The following is an 18606-nucleotide window of genomic DNA, read 5'->3' as shown; positions in this document are numbered from 1 at the left end:
GATCCCGGCCCTCACTGGGGGCCTGCGCCGGGGTCGGCCGCCCGGCGGGGCAGGCGCAGCGTGAAGATCGCGCCGCCGTCCGGGGCGTTGGTGACGGTGAGGTCGCCTCGGTGCAGGCGCGCGTTCTCCCGCGCGATGGCCAGGCCCAGGCCGCTGCCCTCGGACCTGGCCCTGGCCGCGCTGGCCTTGTAGAACCGGTCGAAAACGTGCGGTAGCACCGCCTCCTCCAGCCCTGGCCCATGATCGCGGACCTCGAGCGAGATCCAGTTGGCGTCGGCGGAAAGCCGTACCGACACCGGTGGCTCGCCGTGCCGCAGCGCGTTGCCGACCAGGTTGGCCAGCACGACGTCCACCCGGCGCGGGTCCAGCCGCGCCGTCACTCCGGGTGGGAGCTCGGTGCGCACCTGCTCCGACCAGCCCCGCGTACGCAAGGTCGCGCCCACCAGCTCGGCCACGTCGATCTCGTTCAGCGCCAGGGCCGCGACGCCGGAGTCGAACCTGCTGATCTCGATGAGGTCGTTCACCAGAGCGGTGAGATTGAGCGTCTCCTGGCTGACCAGCCGGGCGGCCCGGCCGGCGGGTTCGGGCATCTGAGCCGCCTCCTCGTCCAACACGTCGGCGACCGCGGCGAGCGCGGCCAGCGGGGTGCGCAGCTCATGCGACACATCGGCCACGAACCGGCGGGCGTCGGCCTCCATCTCGCGCAACTGCTCGACGTGCCGTTCCAGCTCCGCGGCGGTGGTGTTGAACGTGCGCGCCACCTCGGCCAGCTCATCGGAGCCGCGCACCGCGACCCTGGTCCGCATCTCGCCCTCGCCCAGCAGGCGCGCCGCCCGGCCCAGCTCGCGCACCGGGCCCAGCACGCCACGGGTGGCCAGCAATGCCAGGACGACCGCGAACGCCAGGGCCGCCCCGCCCGCCAGCCAGGCGAGTCCCGCCAGCTCGTCGATGCTGCGTTGCTCGGAAAGCAGGATGTGCGCGACATAGACCTCGATGCCGGACACCCGTGTCGTCCCGTCCGGCTCGACGATCAGCAACGGCGCGCCGATCACCAGGAAAGGCGCGCCGTGCCACACCACGCGCTGCCACCCCATCTCGCCGCCCGCGACCATCCGCCGCAACTGCGCGGGAACCGCCCCGGGCTGCAGGGCCGGCGCGATCCGGCCCGGCAGCCGGCCGCCCATGGGGGGTGGCGGCGGGACGGACGGCGAGTACGTCTGGTGGTAGACGGCGATCGCGTGGCCGTTCCCGTCGGTCACGGCGGTGGCGATCCGGCCGAGCTCGTCGGGGCCCGGCACCGCACTCCGCAACGGGAAAACCGCCTCCAGGCGGCTTCTCATCGACTCCACCGCGGCATCCTGCGCCCGCTGCAGGATGGCGATGCGGGCCGCGAGATAGATCGGGCCGGCCACCGCCGCCGCGGTGACCACGCACAGCGACGCGAAGGCGAGCAGCAACCGGGCCCGCAGCCCCAGGCTCGGCCGAGATGCCACCGGCGGCCTCACACCGGCCCGAACCGGTAGCCGAACCCCCGCACCGTCTGCACGTACACCGGCGCCGCCGAGTCGTCCTCGATCTTCGCGCGCAACCGCTGCACGCACGCGTCCACCAGGCGCGAGTCACCGAAATACCCGTGCTCCCACACCGACTCCAGCAACTGCTGGCGGCTGTGCACCCGGCCCGGCGCGGCGGACAGCTCCAGCAGCAGGCGCAACTCGGTCGGGGCCAGGCCGACCGGCACACCGCCCTTGGCCACCACCAGCCCGGCCCGGTCGATGGTCAGCTCCCCGTACCGCTCCAGCTCCGCCTGGTCCCGGCCGATCCGCCGCAGCACCGCGCGAATGCGTGCCTCCAGCACCCTGGGCTGCACCGGCTTGACCACGTAGTCGTCGGCGCCCGCCTCCAACCCCGCCACCACGTCCATGTCATCGCCGCGCGCGGTCAGCATGATGATCGGCACCTCCCGGGCGGCCCGGATGCGGCGGCAGACCTCGAACCCGTCCATGCCGGGCAACATCAGGTCGAGCACGACGACGTCGGGCAGGTCGGCACGCAGCCGCTCCAGGCCCTGCTCGCCGGACTCCACCGCGCTCACCCGGTGCCCGTGCATGGTCAGGGCCAGCTCCAGGCCCTCCCGCACGGCCGGGTCATCCTCGATCAACAACACTCGCGACACGCCGCCGACCATCACCGCACACTCCGTCAACTCGCCCGTACGGCCGACCCCGTCCACTATGGACCGGCCGTGTCCCCGCCCCGTCCGCACCATGTCATGGTCGTGTCACGATCATCCACGGCGGCAGCCGTCGACGAACCATGACATGCGGCGCACAACGCGCGCACATTCGGCGCCGATCGTGGCTCGGCATGAGCGAACCACGCACCATCCCCCCTCGGCCCCGCGACCGGCTGTACGCCGCGGTCACCCTGGTGCTCGCCGTACTCCTGCTGCCGGCGGCGTTCGCCCGCCGGCCCGGCCGGGCCCGCGAACTGGCCTGCCGCTGGGCGTTGCGGCTGCGATTCCCCGCTGAGGACCTCACCGGACTCACCGACGGCGCCCTTTCGGCCTTCACCGCGGCCCGCACCGAGGCGCTGTGGCGTCACGGCCTGCTCCTCGGCCTCACCTCGGGATACCGCGACCCTCTCGTCCAGCAACGCATGTTCGAGGCGGAGGTACGCCGCTGCGGCTCGGTCGCCCAGGCACGCATGCTCGTGCTCCCCCCCTCGGAATCCTCCCACGTCAAAGGCATCGCACTGGACGTGCGCCCCCACGAAGGCGCCCGCTGGCTGCAGGAGAACGGCGCCCGCTACGACCTCTACCGCATGTACGACAACGAGTGGTGGCACTTCGAGTACCACCCGGACCGCGCCGGCGTTCCCCCGCGACGACGCCCCCACCCCGGCGCCGAGCACGCCGTCCAGCACAAGGACCGCACATAGCCCGCCGGGTCCAGGCCCGCTCACCCGTGCGATTCCCGGGACAACGACCGGTTCGCACCTGGCGACCGGCGGCGACATCGATCAGGCGTTCCACGAGAGGCCGAACGACATGACATCGGAAACAGACGACACACCGCGATCACTGGAAGCACACCTGCGAGCGGCGCGCGAGACGGCGTTCACCGGCCGGGAGGAAGAACTCGCGGTGTTCACCACGGCGCTGCACGGCGGCGGCTGCAGCGTCCTGTACGTGCACGGTCCCGGCGGCATCGGCAAATCGGCCCTGACGCGCAGATTCGCCCACCAGGCCGCGGCGGCGCGGCGGCCGGTGCGCACGGTGGACGGGCGCATGATCGCACCGACGCCGGCGGCGTTCGAGGCCGAGGCCGCACCCGTCCTGCGCGACGCGGACGCTGTGCTGCTGGTCGACGACTTCGACCGCATCCAGAGCCTGGAAGCATGGCTGCGCGAGCGGTTCCTGCCACGGGTCCCCCTGGCAGCACTGGTGGTGATCACGGGACGCAACCCGCCGGACCCGCGATGGCGGGCCGACCCGGCCTGGTCGGGCGCCCTGCGGGTACTGCCGCTGCGCGACCTGCGCCCCCGGGACGCACACGCCCTGATCGACTCCCGCGCAGTACCGGCCGACACCCGCGAGCCGCTGCTGGCCTTCGCCGGCGGCCATCCACTGGCGCTGCTACTGGGCGCGGCCACAGCGGTCAAGAGCGACGGGACCGGCCGGCGGTGGGCGCCCGATCAGGACCTGGTCGCCACCCTGCTGGACCACCTGGTGGGCGAGCCGCCCTCGGCCGCGCACCGGCGCGCTCTGGAGATCTGCGCCCACGCGCACACGACCACCGAAGACCTGCTGCGGGCGGCCCTGCCCCAAGACGCCACGACCGTGTTCCGCTGGCTGCGGCGCTCGCCCCTGATGGAGTCCGGCGGCCGCGGGCTGTTCCCGCACACCCTGGTGCGCCGGCTGCTGGAAGCGGACCTGCGCTGGCGCGATCCCGAACAGTACGCGGCGATGCACGACCGCCTGCACGCGCATCTGGCGCACAAGGTGCGCACGGCGAGCGACGCCGACCTCCCCGGCGCGGTCGCCGCACTGCTCTACCTGCACCACCGCGACCAGGAACCGCAGAGTCCGCACGGCCGCCCCGGCGAGGAGGAGTTCCACGAAGAGCCGATACGGGAGCACGACATCGGCACGTTGCTCCGGGTGGCGACCGCCGCCGAGGGCGCGGAGTCCGCGAGCCGCGCCGCCTTCTGGGCGCGGCACCGGCCGCAGGCCCTGCGGCTGTATCGACGGACCGCGACCGGCGAACCCGTCGCCCTGTCGGCGTGGTTGCGCCTGACGCGGCCCAAGGAGCAGGAGCCGGCCGGCGACCCCGTCGTGGCCGCGGCGTGGGCGCACGCGCGTGCCACCACGCCGCTGCGCGCCGGCGAACACGTGGCGGTCAACCGGCTGTGGGTGCCGCCCGCCCACCAGGCGAACCCGCGGGTGATGGACGCGATCCAGCACCGGGTGATCGGCCACTGCCTGCGATCGGAGCGGATCGCCTGGTCCTACCTGCAGATGCCCGATCCGGACCACCCGTGGGCACGGCGCCTGCGGCACTACGGGATGTACGAGGTCTCCGCCGAGCCGCGGCTGCTCGCCCACGACTGGCGCGCGGTCCCGGCACAGGCATGGCTGCAGCGGACCGGCCACCCCCGCCCCGCCCCGCAGGCCCCGGCGGTGGAACTGGCGGTACTGTCCGAGGCGGAGTTCACCGACGCGGTCCGCAAGGCACTGCGCCTGCTGCCGCGGCCGGACGCACTGGCCGCCTCCCCGCTGACCCGCACCAGGCTGATCGCCGAGCACACCGGGCACGACCCGGCCGCCGCACTGGGCGACCTGCTCCGCCGGGCGATCGACGACCTGGGTGAAGATCCGCGAGCGGCCAAGTTCCACCGGGCGCTGACGATCACCTTCCTGCGCGGCACGCCGACCCAGGAACTGGCCGCCGAACGACTCGGCCTGCCCTTCACCACCTACCGCCGCCATCTGGCCACCGGCATCGAACGCCTCTGCGCCGGCCTGTGGCACCGGGAGCTGTACGGCACCGGCGCACCGGCACGGTAGGCGGACGCTCAGCGCGACCCCGGCCACCGCACGGGATCCGCGTGACCGGACGCAGGGGTCAGCCGCCGAGCGCGAGACCGGCCGCCGCCTCCGCGTGCAGCCGAGCACTCGGCAGCACCGGGATGACGGCGTCCTTCGCACCGATCAGCAACTCGATCTCCGTACAGCCCAGGATGACACCCTCGGCACCCTCACCCGCCAGATCACCGATGATCTCGGCGTAGGCGTCCCTGGACGACTCCCGCAACACCCCGCGCACCAGCTCCTCGAAGATCACCCGATGCACCAGCTCCCGCTGCCCACGCCGGGGAACGACGACCTCCAGGCCCTGGGCGGCCAGCCGATCACGGTAGAAAGGCTGCTCCATGGTGAACGCGGTGCCCACCAGGCCCACCTTGCGCATCCCCCGCGCCCGGACCTCGGCGCCCACGGCGTCGGCGATGTGCAGCACGGGCACGCCCACAGCCCGCTCCACCTCCTCGTTCACCCGGCTGAAGGTGTTGCTGCAGATCAGCAGCAGCTCGGCGCCGAGCCGCTCGAGCTTGCCGCCCGCGGCGGCCAGCAGCGCGCCCACCTCCGCCCAGCGATCGGCGAAGATCAGCTCCTCGACGGTCGTGTAGTCCACCGACCAGATGAGGCTGTTGGCGGAATGGCTACCGCCGAGCCGCTCGCGTACCCGCTGGTTGATGATCTGGTAGTAGATCACCGTCGACTCCCAGCTCAACCCGCCGATGAGCCCGATAGTGCGCATGAAACCCCGTTTCGCCGACCTGTGCCGGCAGGCTAGACGGAGTGCCTGCCCATTCAGCAGACCAAAAGCCGTCCATCCGCCGCCCGCGCGGTGCGGCTTCACCGGCCTGGAGGCCGGTGGCGGAGTCTCACTGCTCCGCGGCGTCGAGCGCGGGTCTCAGGGGCGCGAGCGTGGCGCGCAGGAGGTCCGGTAGCGAGCCGGACGGCACGACCAGCCCGCCGGCCGTGCAGGTCGAGACGGTCGTCTGCAGCCACTGCTCGAGCGCCACGCGGACCGCGGCGGCCACGCTCGCCGCGAGCACCCGTGCGGTGTGCGGGTCGCCATCGCCGAGACGCCCGGCGATGGCCTCGGTGAGGGGATGCTCGATGGCGGTGGTGGTGCCGACGAACGCCTCACGCAGCGCGGGGCGGGTGGTGATCAGCAGCAGCGCGTCCGCGCCCGGGGCGTCCGAGGCGGTGTACTGATCCACGATGGCCTCGATGACGGCGTCGGCGAGGCCCACGCCGTCGGGCCGGTCGGCCACCGCCGCCGCGACCCGAGCCTCTCGCTCCCCGGCGACGGCGGCGACGATCGCCTGCTCGCGGCTGGAGAAGTAGTTGTTGTACGTCCTCGGTGAGACGCCGGCGGCCTCGGCGATGTCATCGACGCGCACGTTGTCCGGTCCACGTTCCAGAGCCAGCCGCAGGGCCGCCGCGCGCAATGCCTCCCGGGTGGCCTGCTTCTTCTGCTCGCGCAGCCCCGTCCGTCTCGTCGTCACGGTCTCAGCATAGTCCAACTGCGTGCACGCAAGTTTGCGCGCACGCAGATTTCTGCTTAGCCTTACCCACACCGGTTGGCAAGAAGAACCACACGACCCACCGGTCCCACCCCATTTCCGTAGGAGCCGAGGAGAACACGTGATCACAGACGTCGTCATCGCCGGCGGCGGCCCCAACGGGCTCATGCTGGCCTGCGAACTGAGCCTGGCAGGAGCCCGGCCGATCGTGCTCGAACGGCTCACCGAGCCCAGCGAAGAACCCAAAGCCAACGGACTGCTCGGCCAAGTCGTGAAAATCCTCGACCACCGCGGACTGCACGAACGGCTCACCGGCAACCCGCACCCTCCCCAGCCGAACACCCGATACTTCATGTTCGGCGCGATGGGCCTGGACCTGAGCCTGCTGCACGAAAGCCCCGTCCACACCCTGCCGGTGCCACAGCGACACATCGTGCAGGTCCTGCAGGAGCGCGCCATCGAACTGGGCGTGGAGATCCGCCGGGGACACAAACTCATCGGCCTGTCACAAGACGACGACGCGGTGACCATCGACATCGCGAGCCCAGACCAGACCTACCGCTTGCGAGCCCGCTACCTCATCGGCGCGGACGGAGCCCACAGCACCACACGCAAGCTGTCCGGCATCGCATTCCCCGGCATCACCTACGACCGGATGACCGTCTGCTCAGCCCACGCGACGGTCCCGGCCCAATGGATCGACCCCACGACCGGCGCACTCAACGTGCCCGGCCACGGCGCCGTTCTCCCCTTCCTGCCCCACCGCACCGAACACGGCGGCTTCTCCTACGCGCCGATGCCCGGCCACCCACCCCTGATCAGCACCACCGAATGGGACAGACCCGCGACCGACGCCCCCATGACCCTGGAAGAGCTGCGCGGAAGCATCCACCGCGTACTCGGCGTCGAGGTGCCCCTCGATCCGCCCAACGGCACCGGACCACACGTGCTGCGCCGGCTCACCGGCGGCAACACCCGCATCGCCGAACGGTTCACCGACCGCCGGGTGTTCCTGATCGGCGACGCCGCCCACGTCTACGCCGCCACCGGAGGCGGCCCAGGGCTCAACCTCGGCCTGCAGGACGCGGTCAACCTCGGCTGGAAACTCGCCGCCGAGATCCGGGGAAGCGCCCCACCCGGGCTGCTGGACAGCTACGAGACAGAACGACGATCGGCCGCCCAGCGCATGGTGCTGAACGCGCAGGCTCAAGCGGCCCTCATCGCCCCCGGCAGCGACGTCACCGGACTACGCCAGGTGTTCACCGAACTGCTCCACGACCACAGCACCGTACAACGCCTCGCCGACCTCATCGCCGGCACCGACGTCCGCTACGACATGGGCGAACACGACACCCACCCGCTGACCGGCCGATTCGCCCCCGACATGGACCTGCACACCCCGTCCGGACCGGTCCGGACGGCCGAGCTGACCAGAAACGCACGCCCCCTGCTGCTCGACCTGACCGAAGAGGCATCACTGGCCGAGACCCTCGCCCTGCGGCACGACCAGGTCGACATCGTCACGGCGCGCTCCCACACCCCCGCACCCACCGCCCTGCTCCTGCGACCGGACGGCTACGTGGCCTGGGCGTCCGCATCACCCCGGCCCACCCCCACAGAGATCGAAACACTCCGCGCAGCCCTGCAGCGGTGGTTCGGAGCCATCGAACCCGCCCACATCTGAAGCCGCGACCGCCGACTCCCCCTATGTACGCAGGCGGTCCCCGCACAGACCCAGCCGTGCACCCGGTGGTGGTCCGCGCCGAGCGTGAACCACCACCCACCCTTCCGGCACCGCCTCCACGACACCGCCCGCCTCGCTCACCCCGGCGGCGCGGCCAGCGCACGGGCCACGGCACCCAGCCCGACCTCGCTGGACGCCTTGACGAACACCACATCCCCCGCCTCCAGCAGCGCGGCGGCCAAACCGAGCGCCCCCGCCACATCCTCCACGGCATGGACGGCCACCCCCGCCCCCGACGACTCCGCAGCCCGCGCCATCGCCACCGGATCCCCCTCCCCCACCGCGATCAGCACATCGAACCCCAACTCGGCCACCAGCCGCCCCACCTCCACATGCCGGGCACGCGAAGCGTCCGCCTGCTGCCCCATCGCACCGAGCACCGCGACCGTACGACGAACACCCGCCAGAGCCTTCACCGCCCGCAGCCCGGCCCGCATCGACTCCGGACTGGCGTTGTAGGCGTCGTTGACGACCGTCACCCCGTCAACCCGATCAACCACCTCCAACCGCCCGCCGGACCGCCGCCGCGCGGCGGACAACCCCTCGGCGATCTCGGCGACCCCCAGACCCAGCACGGTCGCCACCGCGGCGGCGGCCACGGCATTGCCCACCTGATGCTCACCCACCAGGCCAAGCTCCACCGGAGCCCGCCCACCCGGCGTCACCAACGCGAACGCCGCCCGCGCCCCCTCGACCATCCGCACATCCTCGGCCCGCACCTGCGCATCCCCCGCCGACCTGCCGTACCACACCACCTGAGCCCTGGTACGCCCCGCCATGCCCCTGACATACCGATCGTCGGCATTGAGCAGCGCGAACCCGTCCACCGGCAGCGCCTCGACCAACTCCCCCTTCGCCTCCGCCACATCGGCCGGCCCACCCCCCATCCGCTCCACATGCGCGGTGCCGACATTGAGCACCAGCCCCACCCGCGGCGGCGCCAGCCCCGTCAGATACCTCAGATCACCCTTCCGGCCCGCCCCCATCTCCAGCACCAGATAACGGGTGGCGGCATCGGCACGCAGCACGGTGAGCGGCAGCCCGAGCTCGTTGTTGAACGACCTGTCGGTGGCCACCGTCGCGGCATGCCGTTCCAGCACCTGGGCCAGCAGATCCTTGGTCGTGGTCTTGCCCACCGAACCGGTCAGACCGACCACGGTCGGGCTGACGCGCCCGAGTAGATGCCGGGCCAGCACCCCGATCGCGACCTCGACGTCCTCCACCACCAGCGCGGGCACACCGACCGGCCGCGCGGCCAGCACGGCCACGGCGCCGCCCGCGACGGCAGCCGCCGCGTAGTCATGCCCGTCGACCCGCGCCCCCGCCGTCGCGGCGAACAGCCCACCAGGCACCACCTCACGGGAATCGACCGCCGAAGGCGCCGTCACCAGCACCCGCGGATCGGGCACATCACACAGCCTCGCACCCACCACCCGCGCGATCTCGGCCAACGTCATGGGAATCACGAGCCACTCCTGGCGAACGCGAGATCGATCAGACGGCGCAGCAGCTCCGGGTACGGGACACCACTCGCACCCCACGCCCTGGCATAGACCGAACGAGAGGTGAACCCCGGCATGGTGTTGATCTCCAGCACGTACAGACGCCCCGCGTCCTCCTCATAGAGGAAGTCGACACGGGACAGGCCATAGCCGCCGATCGCCCGGAACGCGCGCAACGCCAGCTCGCGCACCTCCTCGGCCACCCGTTCCGGCAACGCCGCAGGGATCATGGCGATCTCCACCCGGCTGAGGTACTTGGCCTCATAGTCCAGCCAGTCCCCCGGCACGATGAGCTCACCGGGCACCGACACATCCGGAGTGTCAAAGCCCCCGAGCACCCCACAAATGACCTCGCGCGCCCTCACCTCCTGCTCGACCACGACCACCCGGTCGTAGGACAGCGCCAGATCGACACCCGCACGCAACTCCTCCATGGAGGTGACCCGTGAGATACCGATCGAGGACCCCATGCCGGCCGGCTTGACGTACATCGGCCAGTCGAGCGACTTCACCAGACCCCAGTGGTCGACGGTGCCGCGCCAATCATGTCCGGTGAACCACACATACGGGGTGACCGGAACGTCCTCCGCCAGGAACATCCGCCGCATCGCGACCTTGTTCATGGCCACAGCCGAGGCCAGCACGCCGCACCCCACGTACGGGATGCCCAGCGTCTCCAGGTGACCCTGAACCACGCCGTCCTCGCCGAACGGCCCGTGCAGCACGGGAAACACCACATCCACCAAGCCGCGCCGCAGCTCCACCGGCCACCTGCCCTGCCGGTCGATGATGACGGTGACGGGCTCGTACAGATCCTTCGGCAGAGCATCCAGCACAGCCTGCGACGACTGCAGCGACACCTCATGCTCGGGGGACGGCCCACCCGCCAGCACGGCGACGCGCACGCGTTCGGTCACGATCAGCCTTCCTCAGCGACACCAGGACGGCACGGCCCGCGGCACGGCCTTCACCGCCGCGGCACCGGCCTGCCGAGCGTCGGCTCTTCCCCTGACCGATCACCAGGCCATTCGCTGTCCACTTCCCGGCCGAAGCCCACCCGCGGGGTACCGCTCGGCCCGCGGCGACGCACGGCCGAACCCGTGCCCATGCCGTCCGATCGGCCAAGATCACGGCCAAGCCCCGCAGAGGTGGCCGGCACGACGCCGCCAACTTGCGAATCGCCCCTCAGCAAGGGCCGCCGGAACACGCCAGAAAGGGATCACGTCCTGACGGCTGATCGTCAGGGTGATCGGCGCCGGTTCTGGAGGTGGGGGGTGACCTCGATCTCCGGCTGCCCCCTCAGCCCCGAGGCCCTTTGCCGGGGTGTTCCAGCGCCCCCCCGCCGGCAGGGCCCGCCGGGTGCGCCGCCTTACGCGCCGCCCCCTTGCCCTTCGCAGCGTTCCCCTGCCCCTTCCCGTTATCGATGCCCTTCCCCTGACCGTTCCCCTTGCCGTTCCCCTTGGCCCCGGGCCCCTTGCCCTTCCCGGACGCCCCGCCCTCCGCGCCCTTCCCCTTCCCCGAGCTTCGCGAGTTCCCCGAGCTTCGCGACCCGTCACCGGCCTTGAGCTTCGCCTCACCCGCACTCCCCCGACCCGAACCAGAAGCCCCGACCGCCTCCGTGACCCGCCGCTCCACCGGATCAGCGGTGACCGGCCCGTCCTCCGGCTCGCCACCCCCCTGGGTCTGCAGCACCGTCACCAGCACCCGAGCCGGTCCCTCCGCCACCCGATCGCTCCCCGGCCACGAAACGGCCAGACCGCCCACCGCAAGCCCGCCCATCAGCAACGTCGCACCCGCCGCGACGAACAGACGCCGCGGCGCGAGCGGCAACGACCACGACCACGTCGTCTCCGCCCCCCGCACGCCCGCGCCCTTCTCCCGTACGACACGCCCATCCGCCACCGCGACATCCCGCACCGCCCGTGTGTCGGCGTCCCCGGCCGGTGACACCACACCCCCCACCGCCGGCTCCCGGCCTTGCGTCCAGAACCACGCAGCCGGCCCGGACCTCTCCGCGCCCACCGCCACATCCGCCAGCAGCCGCCCCACCTCCGCAGCCGCCATCCGCCCCGCAGGATCCTTCACCAGCAGACCCTCGATCACCTGCGCCAGCGCACCGGCCGCCCGGCACGGCTCCGGCTCCTGGTACACCACCGCACCCAGCGTCGCCAGCATGTGCCCCCGCTCGAACGGCGACTCCCCCTGCACCGCGAAGTACAGCGTCACCCCCAGCGACCACAGATCGGACGCCCGCTCCGCACGCCCGCCCAGCGCCCGCTCAGGAGCGACGAACGCCGGCGTCCCCACCAGCGCGCCGGTCCGCGTCACCGGCGCGTCCTCCTCCAAGGTCGCGATCCCGAAATCCGTCAGCACCGCGTTGCCGTCCGCGCCGATCAGCACGTTGTCCGGCTTGACGTCCCGATGGAGCACTCCCGCCCCGTGCGCCGCCTCCAGCGCCGCCAGAATCTGCAGGCCGATCTCGGCCACCCGGCGCGGCGGCAGCGGACCGTCCTCGCGCACGATCGCGCCCAGCGTCCGCGAGGGCACCAGCCGCATGACGATCCACGGACACCCGCCCTCTTCGAAGACGTCGTAGACGGTGGCGACCCCCGGATGGCTCAGCCGTCCGGCCGCCCTGGCCTCGCGGAAGATACGCGTGGTGAACAACTCCCGCTGGGGCCGGGTCAGCTCCGCCGCGCCGAGCAGCTCCTTGACGGCCACCTCCCGCCGGAGCAACTCGTCCACGGCCCGCCATACGACTCCCATGCCGCCCTGTCCGAGCGGCTCCACCAGTCGATAGCGTCCGGCGACGATAAGTCCGGGGGTGCCTGAATCCGCCATGGCTCCATCGCTACCCCGAGCGGCCTCCAGCATTCAACACATTCGTCACAACAGCCTCGCAACACTAGCGATCAACCGGGTGAGGCCGTCTCCCCTCCATGCCAGAGCGCCTCTCCCGACTTCCGCGCCGGCGCCCGCCTCTGGAGCCATAGGACCTGCAGATACTTCACTTTCCCGTCCTGCGGGCGGAGCGGAAAGGGGGTCTTCGGCGAATCAGTGGTGGGATGTTCTGCTGGGTGAGGTTTTTGGGATTGTTGTTTTGCTGGGGTTTTGCCGAAACCGGCGGCCTTTACAATGTAGATCAATAATGGGTGACCTCACCGCGCTGCGCTCGGGTTCGCCGGCCTCAACGCCCTGGCCCCCGGCCGGATCATCTGCGGGGTCGGCACCGGGAACACCGCCCGGCGCACACATCGACCCACCCGCCGAGATGGCCCGGTCCGCGGTACTCCGCCCCTTTGCGGCCCTCCTCGGCCGCAAAGGGGCGCAGCGTCACGTCCTACTCATCCGGGTCCCAGGCGCTGAGCTGGTCGAAGAGACGTCGGTCGCCGTCGAGCTTCAGGGAGTCGATCGGGATACGGTCGTGCAGGATGAGGACCAGCTCGTCGGCCGTGCCCCAGACGGAGGCGTTGGCCGCGTCCGGGTCCTGGCCGGTAGCGGTGGCCGACATGGCGCCGGGCCCGGGAAGACGGGCGGTCCGTGCGCCGTCGGCGGAGAGCGAGAGGCGCCAGGAGCGGCCCTCGGAGGCGTGGAAGTCGATGACAGCGGGCTTGTGCGGCCAGGCACTCGTCGTTGCGACGCAGGTGGACAGGAACTCGTCGACACCGTCGAGTGCCACCTCGGCCGGCAGCGGCTGCGGTGCACCCACGGTGATCTGGGCGTCGTAGGTGTGCACCGCCATCTGCTGGAGCTGGTGCCGGGCCACGGCACCAGAGGTCTGCGGCGACTGCGACGTCTCCCACCACGTCCAGCAACCGCGATCCGGGCCGGCCTTCCGCAAGGCGTCCACCAGTTGCTCCGTCGACTCCGCCAGCCAGGCCAGCAGGGCCTCGCGCTCCCGAGGCACAGCCGGAGCGCCGTCCGCTGTGGACTTGGCCGGAGCAGGACCGGCGGCGACGGTGGCTGCCCAGTCGCGGCGCCCCTCGCCGATGTGCTGCGCCAGATCGAACAGCGTCCACTCGGGGCAGGTCGGCACCTGCACGTCGAGGCTGGGCGCGGAGGCGACCGCGGCGCGGAAGGCGGTCGACCGTTCGTCGATCAGTCGCAGCAGAGCGGGGAACTCAAGAGTCGATGTCACTCGGCTTCTCTATCACCGCCTCCCGGCAATCGGACAGCGGTTTTCACCGCCGCCGCAGGCGGCCCCGGCGGGCGGCTCAGCGCGGAGGTTCCCGTACGACACCGGCGACCACGGTGTCCACCGTCCTGCGGACGGCTCCGTCCTGCGGCGGGGTGCTGTCGCGATCGGCGAAGAGCAGGTGCGCGGCCCCGATCAGCGTGGGAGCGAGCGCGTCGATGTCGGCCTCCGGCTTGATACGGCCGAGAGCGCGCTCCGCCTCGAGATATGAGGCGATCATGGTGCAGGCCTCCGTGAGCACCGGAACACCGGCCGGCCAGGTCCGTCGCAGCCGGGCGCGAAGCTCGTCGCGGAAGGTCACCAAGGGAACGATCGCCACGGCGACCGACCCGAAAAGGGCCGTCAGCGCGTCGGCGAGGTTGCCGGTCACCGTGCCGGCGCCGGCGCGCTCGCGCAGCGCGGCGGCCTGCGGGTCGAGCCGGTCGACGCGGTCGAGCACGAACTCGGCGAGGAAGTCGTCGAAGTCGGCGAAGTGCCGGTGCAGGACCCCCTTGGCGCAGCCCGCCTCGGCGGTGACCGCCCGGCTGGTCAGCGCGCTCGGCCCGTCCCGCAACAGGACGCGCTCGGCGGCGTCGAACAACTGCTCGCGCACGTCTCGGATGGCCACTCCTGTCGGCACCGGCGCCTCCTCTTCCTTTCCGGGGTCTACCCGGTTGACGAGTGGGCACGCGCCCATTCATAGTGGGCGCATGCCCACTCTACCTTCGGAACGCTCTCCCGCTTCGGTGCCGGAGCCGCATCGGCACCGGCAGGTGGCCGAATCGTTCGGCTCCGACGCCGAACGCTACGACCGGGCCCGGCCACGCTACCCCGCCGCCATGGTGGACGCGATCCTCGCGGCCGGCCCCGGGCCCGAGGTCCTCGACGTCGGCATCGGCACCGGGATCGCGGCCCGGCAGTTCCGCGCGGCCGGCTGCACGGTGCTGGGTGTCGAACCGGACGCCCGGATGGCCGGCTTCGCCCGCCGCGACGGGCTCGACGTCGAGGTGGCGACCTTCGAGGCCTGGGACCCCGCGGGCCGGACGTTCGATCAGGTGATCGCCGGGCAGGCGTGGCACTGGGTCGATCCGATCGCCGGAGCGGCCAAGGCCGCACGCGTGCTGCGGCCAGGAGGCCGGCTGGCGGTGTTCTGGAACGCCATGGATCCACCCCCCGCACTCGGCGAGGCCTTCGCCGCCGTCTACCGCCAGGTGATGCCCGACTCGCCCGTCTATCAGCGCATGATCGCCGCCGTCACCGCCGCCGGGTCCGCGGCGGAAGGGTACTCGGCGATGTGCGCCAAGGCGGCCGAGGGCATGCGGCAGGCAGGGGACGCCTTCGGCGACCCCGAGCAGTGGCGGTTCGACTGGGAGTGGTCCTACACCCGCGACGAGTGGCTGGACCAGGTGCCCACCACCGGCCTGCACACCAGGCTCCCGCCCGACACCCTGGCGCGATTGCTGGAGGGCATCGGGGCCGCCATCGACGCGGCGGGAGGCGGCTTCACCATGAAATGCGCCACGCTGGTGTGCATCGCGGCGCGGACGCACGCCCCCTGATCCGTCCCGTCCGCCCTCGGCCGCCGGGTGTCGCGAGCGAGGGCGGACGGCATCGGATCGGGGTCAGATCGCCTGCCAGAGCGCCGGCACCTTCGGGGGCTCCCAGCCCACCAGGGCCGTGTGCGCCTGGACGCAGCGGTAACGGACGCCGTTGTAGGTCACCTGGGCGCCCACGGCGTAGTAGGTGCCCGCGGACCAGGTGCCGCCCGGCACCGTGGGGGTGGGAGTCGGCGTGGGGGTCCGGGTGGGCGTCGGGCTCGGGGACGGGCCGGGCGAGGGGGTGCCCCCTCCCCCGCCGATCTGCAGGTCCACGCAGGAGTAGAACGCGTTGACCGTGTCGGCGATGTTCCAGACGGCCAGCACCTTCTGCCGGCCGCTCCACCCCGACAGGTTGACCGTGTGCGACACCGTCGCGCCGGGCTGGCGCCCGCCGTCGTCGAACACCGCCACCCGGGTGGTGCCGATGTAGTACTCCCAGGTGCTCGTGGCGTGCCGCGCGGTGAGCACCCAGTTGAAGGTGACGCTGGTGCCGACCGAGGTGGCGGGCCAGGGCTTGCTCTCATCGCTGAGCTGGGCGAAGCGCGCGACGCCACCGTGGCAGTTGCGCTGGCCCTTGGGTCCTTCCACGCTCTGCGGCTCGTAGACGATGTCGCCGCAGCCGCTGACCCGGCCCTGGGCGCACATCGCCTGGCGGCTCGGCGGCGAGTTCACGTACCCGTGGGCCAGGGCGGGCGAGGCCGCGAGCACCGTGACCGCCGCCGTCAGCAACGCCGTGCTCACCACCATGATCGTTTTTCGCATGCCGGACTCCTTCGCTGGGGGTGCGGCAAACATAAAAGAAACTTTCTTAAGAGTAAAGCCCCTGGCCGGAGCCCGTAACGCCCTCTGTCAAGCCCCCCGCGCGGCGGCGGGCCCGTTGATTTCCGGTTTCCCGCGTGCTACCTCTGGCTGACCACGCCATGTGCCGCCGGGCAGGGCCGTACGGGCGGCTTCCCTCGCTCCTGCGACGAGAGAGAACGGCTCATGTCCTGCCTGCGACTCGGGCGCCTCGCGTCCAGACCCGCCACCCTTCTGCGCTCCCTTCTGAGGCGCGCGCCCACGCCAGAGCGGCGCGCCCGCCGATCACGCCCGGCCCGGGCGCGGCTCGCACTGCCGGCCGCGCTGCTCCTGCTGGCCTGCGCCGGGATCGACGTCGCCGCCGCCGCGCCGGCTCAGGCGGCCGGCGAGACCGTCGACATCTGGCTGACCACCACCTCCGACGCCGCCGGGCGCACGGTCACCCGCGGCCTGCAGCGGCAGACGCCGGTGACCTTCGCCGCGACCAGCCCCGCGGCGGCCACCACGATCACGGTGGACGAGAACACGACCTACCAGCAGTTCGAAGGCGCCGGTGCGTCGTTCACCGACTCGGCCGCCTGGCTGATGAACAGCAGCGGCATCCTCGGCCAGAGCACGCGCGACACGGTCATGCGCAAACTGTTCGATCCCACCGAGGGCATCGGGCTGAGCTTCCTGCGCAACCCCATGGGCTCCAGCGACCTGGCCCGCTTCAGCTACTCCTACGACGACACCTGCTGCGATCTGTCCGGGTTCTCCATCGCCCACGACCTGGCCGATGTCGTGCCGCTCACCAAGCAGGCCAAGGCGCTCAACCCCGCACTGAAGATCATGGCTTCGCCGTGGAGCGCGCCCGCGTGGATGAAGGACAACGACTCCTGGAGCCAGGGCTGGCTGGAGTCGCAGTACTACGGGATGTACGGCGAGTACTTCGCCAGGTACATCCAGGCCTACCAGGCCCAGGGCCTGCGCATCGACTACGTCACGCCGCAGAACGAGCCGACCTGCTGCGCCGGCTACCCCTCCATGAACTGGAACGCCTCCGGTCTGCAGTACTTCGTCAAGAACGCCCTGTGGCCGGCCTTCCGCAACGCGGGAATCACCACCAAGACCCTCGTGCACGACTGGAACTGGGACGGCTGGAACACCTGGGGCGCCCCGCTGCTCGCCGACTCCGCCATCCGCGACGACCTGCTGTTCGGCGGCATCGCCTGGCACGGCTACGGCGGCGACGTCTCCACCCAGAGCGCGGTGCACGACCAGTACCCGGGCGTCAACGCGTACATGACCGAGCACTCGGGCGGCACCTGGATCGCCGACCAACATCGCGAGGACATGAACAACCTGATCGACTACACCCGCAACTGGGACCGCAGCTGGATCAAGTGGAGCCTGGCCACCGACCAGGCGCACAACCCGCACAACGGCGGCTGCGACGTCTGCACCGGCCTGATCACGGTGCACAACGGCGACGCCCGGCACGGGCAGGTCGACTACACGGTCGAGTACTACACGATGGGACACCTGACCAAGTTCGTGAAGCCGGGCGCCTACCGCATCGCCTCCACGGCGGGCTCGGCGGTGAAGAACGTCGCCTGGCGTAACCCGGACGGCTCCAAGGCGCTGATCGCCTACAACACCACCGGCTCCTCCCAGTCGGTCAAGGTCGTCTGGGGCGGCCAGTCGTTCACCTACACCCTCCCTACGCGCACCTCGGCCACCTTCACCTGGTCCGGTGCCGCTCCCGCTCCCGGGCGGGCCATCACCGGCTATGGCGGCAAGTGCGTGGACGTGGCCGCCGCGAGCAGTGCCAACGGCACCCAGGTGCAGCTGTACACCTGCAACGGCACCGCCGCCCAGCAGTGGACCACCGGTGCGGCAGGCAGCCTGCGGTCGCTGGGCAAGTGCCTGGACGTGGCGGGCGCGAGCAGTGCCAACGGGACCAAGGTGCAGATCTACGACTGCAACGGCACCGCAGCCCAGCAGTGGACGGCCGCCTCCGACGGCAGCCTGCGCGCCCTCGGCAAGTGCCTGGACGCCACCGGGCCGAGCTCCGCGGACGGCACACCGCTGCAGATCTGGGACTGCACCGGCGGCGCCAACCAGAAGTGGACCCTGTAGGCCGGCCACGGCCGCTCCCCCGGCTCCTTCGACCATCACGCCGCTATTGACTAGTGGTGGCCGCAAGGCGTTGAA

15 protein-coding genes are annotated in these 18606 nt (G+C 71.6%); 5 read left to right on the top strand and 10 right to left on the bottom strand.

Annotated elements, in window-relative coordinates; translation table 11 throughout:
• Positions 1-11 precede the first annotated feature (11 nt).
• Together IEY93_RS28625 and IEY93_RS28620 are read right to left on the bottom strand one after the other, a co-directional pair.
• Complete coding sequence (locus IEY93_RS28625; RefSeq protein WP_189166242.1) at positions 12-1493, bottom strand: ATP-binding protein; 1482 nt, start codon at positions 1491-1493, stop codon at positions 12-14.
• A gap of 8 nt (positions 1494-1501) precedes the next feature.
• Positions 1502-2176 (bottom strand): response regulator, encoded by a 675-nt coding sequence (locus IEY93_RS28620; protein ID WP_189166241.1) that lies wholly within the window; start codon positions 2174-2176, stop codon positions 1502-1504.
• A gap of 191 nt (positions 2177-2367) precedes the next feature.
• Here IEY93_RS28620 and vanY-N point away from each other — a divergent pair, with 191 nt between their 5' ends.
• A complete protein-coding gene (vanY-N, locus tag IEY93_RS28615) occupies positions 2368-2940 on the top strand; it encodes a D,D-peptidase/D,D-carboxypeptidase VanY-N (protein WP_189166240.1) in 573 nt (190 codons plus the stop codon).
• Positions 2941-3049: 109 nt separating this feature from the next.
• Complete coding sequence (locus IEY93_RS28610) at positions 3050-5068, top strand: P-loop NTPase family protein (protein ID WP_189166239.1); 2019 nt, start codon at positions 3050-3052, stop codon at positions 5066-5068.
• A 58-nt stretch (positions 5069-5126) separates the two neighbouring features.
• On the opposite strand, the gene IEY93_RS28605 is transcribed toward IEY93_RS28610, so the two are convergent.
• Together IEY93_RS28605 and IEY93_RS28600 are read right to left on the bottom strand one after the other, a co-directional pair.
• Positions 5127-5819: an aspartate/glutamate racemase family protein gene (locus tag IEY93_RS28605; RefSeq protein WP_189166238.1), complete on the bottom strand. Its 693-nt coding sequence runs from the start codon at positions 5817-5819 to the stop codon at positions 5127-5129.
• Positions 5820-5946: 127 nt separating this feature from the next.
• Complete coding sequence (locus tag IEY93_RS28600; protein WP_229691554.1) at positions 5947-6576, bottom strand: TetR/AcrR family transcriptional regulator; 630 nt, start codon at positions 6574-6576, stop codon at positions 5947-5949.
• Between the two features lie 139 nt (positions 6577-6715).
• Between IEY93_RS28600 and IEY93_RS28595 the strand changes: the two genes are divergently transcribed.
• Positions 6716-8278 (top strand): FAD-dependent monooxygenase, encoded by a 1563-nt coding sequence (locus tag IEY93_RS28595; protein ID WP_189166237.1) that lies wholly within the window; start codon positions 6716-6718, stop codon positions 8276-8278.
• Between the two features lie 137 nt (positions 8279-8415).
• Here IEY93_RS28595 and IEY93_RS28590 read toward each other — a convergent pair whose 3' ends face one another.
• The 5 genes from IEY93_RS28590 to IEY93_RS28570 all read right to left on the bottom strand — a co-directional run bounded on the left by IEY93_RS28590 (position 8416) and on the right by IEY93_RS28570 (position 14654).
• Positions 8416-9795, bottom strand: coding sequence for a UDP-N-acetylmuramoyl-tripeptide--D-alanyl-D-alanine ligase (locus IEY93_RS28590; protein ID WP_229691556.1), 1380 nt, complete (start codon positions 9793-9795; stop codon positions 8416-8418).
• Between the two features lie 5 nt (positions 9796-9800).
• Positions 9801-10757: a D-alanine--D-alanine ligase family protein gene (locus IEY93_RS28585; RefSeq protein WP_189166235.1), complete on the bottom strand. Its 957-nt coding sequence runs from the start codon at positions 10755-10757 to the stop codon at positions 9801-9803.
• Between the two features lie 382 nt (positions 10758-11139).
• Positions 11140-12681 (bottom strand): serine/threonine-protein kinase, encoded by a 1542-nt coding sequence (locus tag IEY93_RS38710; protein ID WP_203968937.1) that lies wholly within the window; start codon positions 12679-12681, stop codon positions 11140-11142.
• 499 nt (positions 12682-13180) lie between these two features.
• Positions 13181-13978, bottom strand: a complete 798-nt coding sequence (locus tag IEY93_RS28575) for a maleylpyruvate isomerase family mycothiol-dependent enzyme (protein ID WP_189166234.1) — start codon at positions 13976-13978, stop codon at positions 13181-13183.
• Positions 13979-14054: 76 nt separating this feature from the next.
• Positions 14055-14654: a TetR/AcrR family transcriptional regulator gene (locus tag IEY93_RS28570; RefSeq protein ID WP_189166233.1), complete on the bottom strand. Its 600-nt coding sequence runs from the start codon at positions 14652-14654 to the stop codon at positions 14055-14057.
• A 70-nt stretch (positions 14655-14724) separates the two neighbouring features.
• Here IEY93_RS28570 and IEY93_RS28565 point away from each other — a divergent pair, with 70 nt between their 5' ends.
• On the top strand, positions 14725-15573 hold the full coding sequence (locus tag IEY93_RS28565; protein WP_189166232.1) for a class I SAM-dependent methyltransferase: 849 nt from the start codon (positions 14725-14727) through the stop codon (positions 15571-15573).
• A gap of 63 nt (positions 15574-15636) precedes the next feature.
• On the opposite strand, the gene IEY93_RS28560 is transcribed toward IEY93_RS28565, so the two are convergent.
• Positions 15637-16374 (bottom strand): lytic polysaccharide monooxygenase, encoded by a 738-nt coding sequence (locus IEY93_RS28560; protein WP_189166231.1) that lies wholly within the window; start codon positions 16372-16374, stop codon positions 15637-15639.
• A 222-nt stretch (positions 16375-16596) separates the two neighbouring features.
• On the opposite strand from IEY93_RS28560, the gene IEY93_RS28555 reads away from it, so the two are divergent.
• Positions 16597-18531: a ricin-type beta-trefoil lectin domain protein gene (locus tag IEY93_RS28555; protein WP_189166230.1), complete on the top strand. Its 1935-nt coding sequence runs from the start codon at positions 16597-16599 to the stop codon at positions 18529-18531.
• The last annotated feature ends 75 nt before the right edge of the window (positions 18532-18606 follow it).

The sequence above is a fragment of the Sphaerisporangium melleum genome (assembly GCF_014646695.1).
Lineage (GTDB): Bacteria > Actinomycetota > Actinomycetes > Streptosporangiales > Streptosporangiaceae > Sphaerisporangium > Sphaerisporangium melleum.
This window is presented reverse-complemented; position numbering and strand designations above follow the sequence as displayed.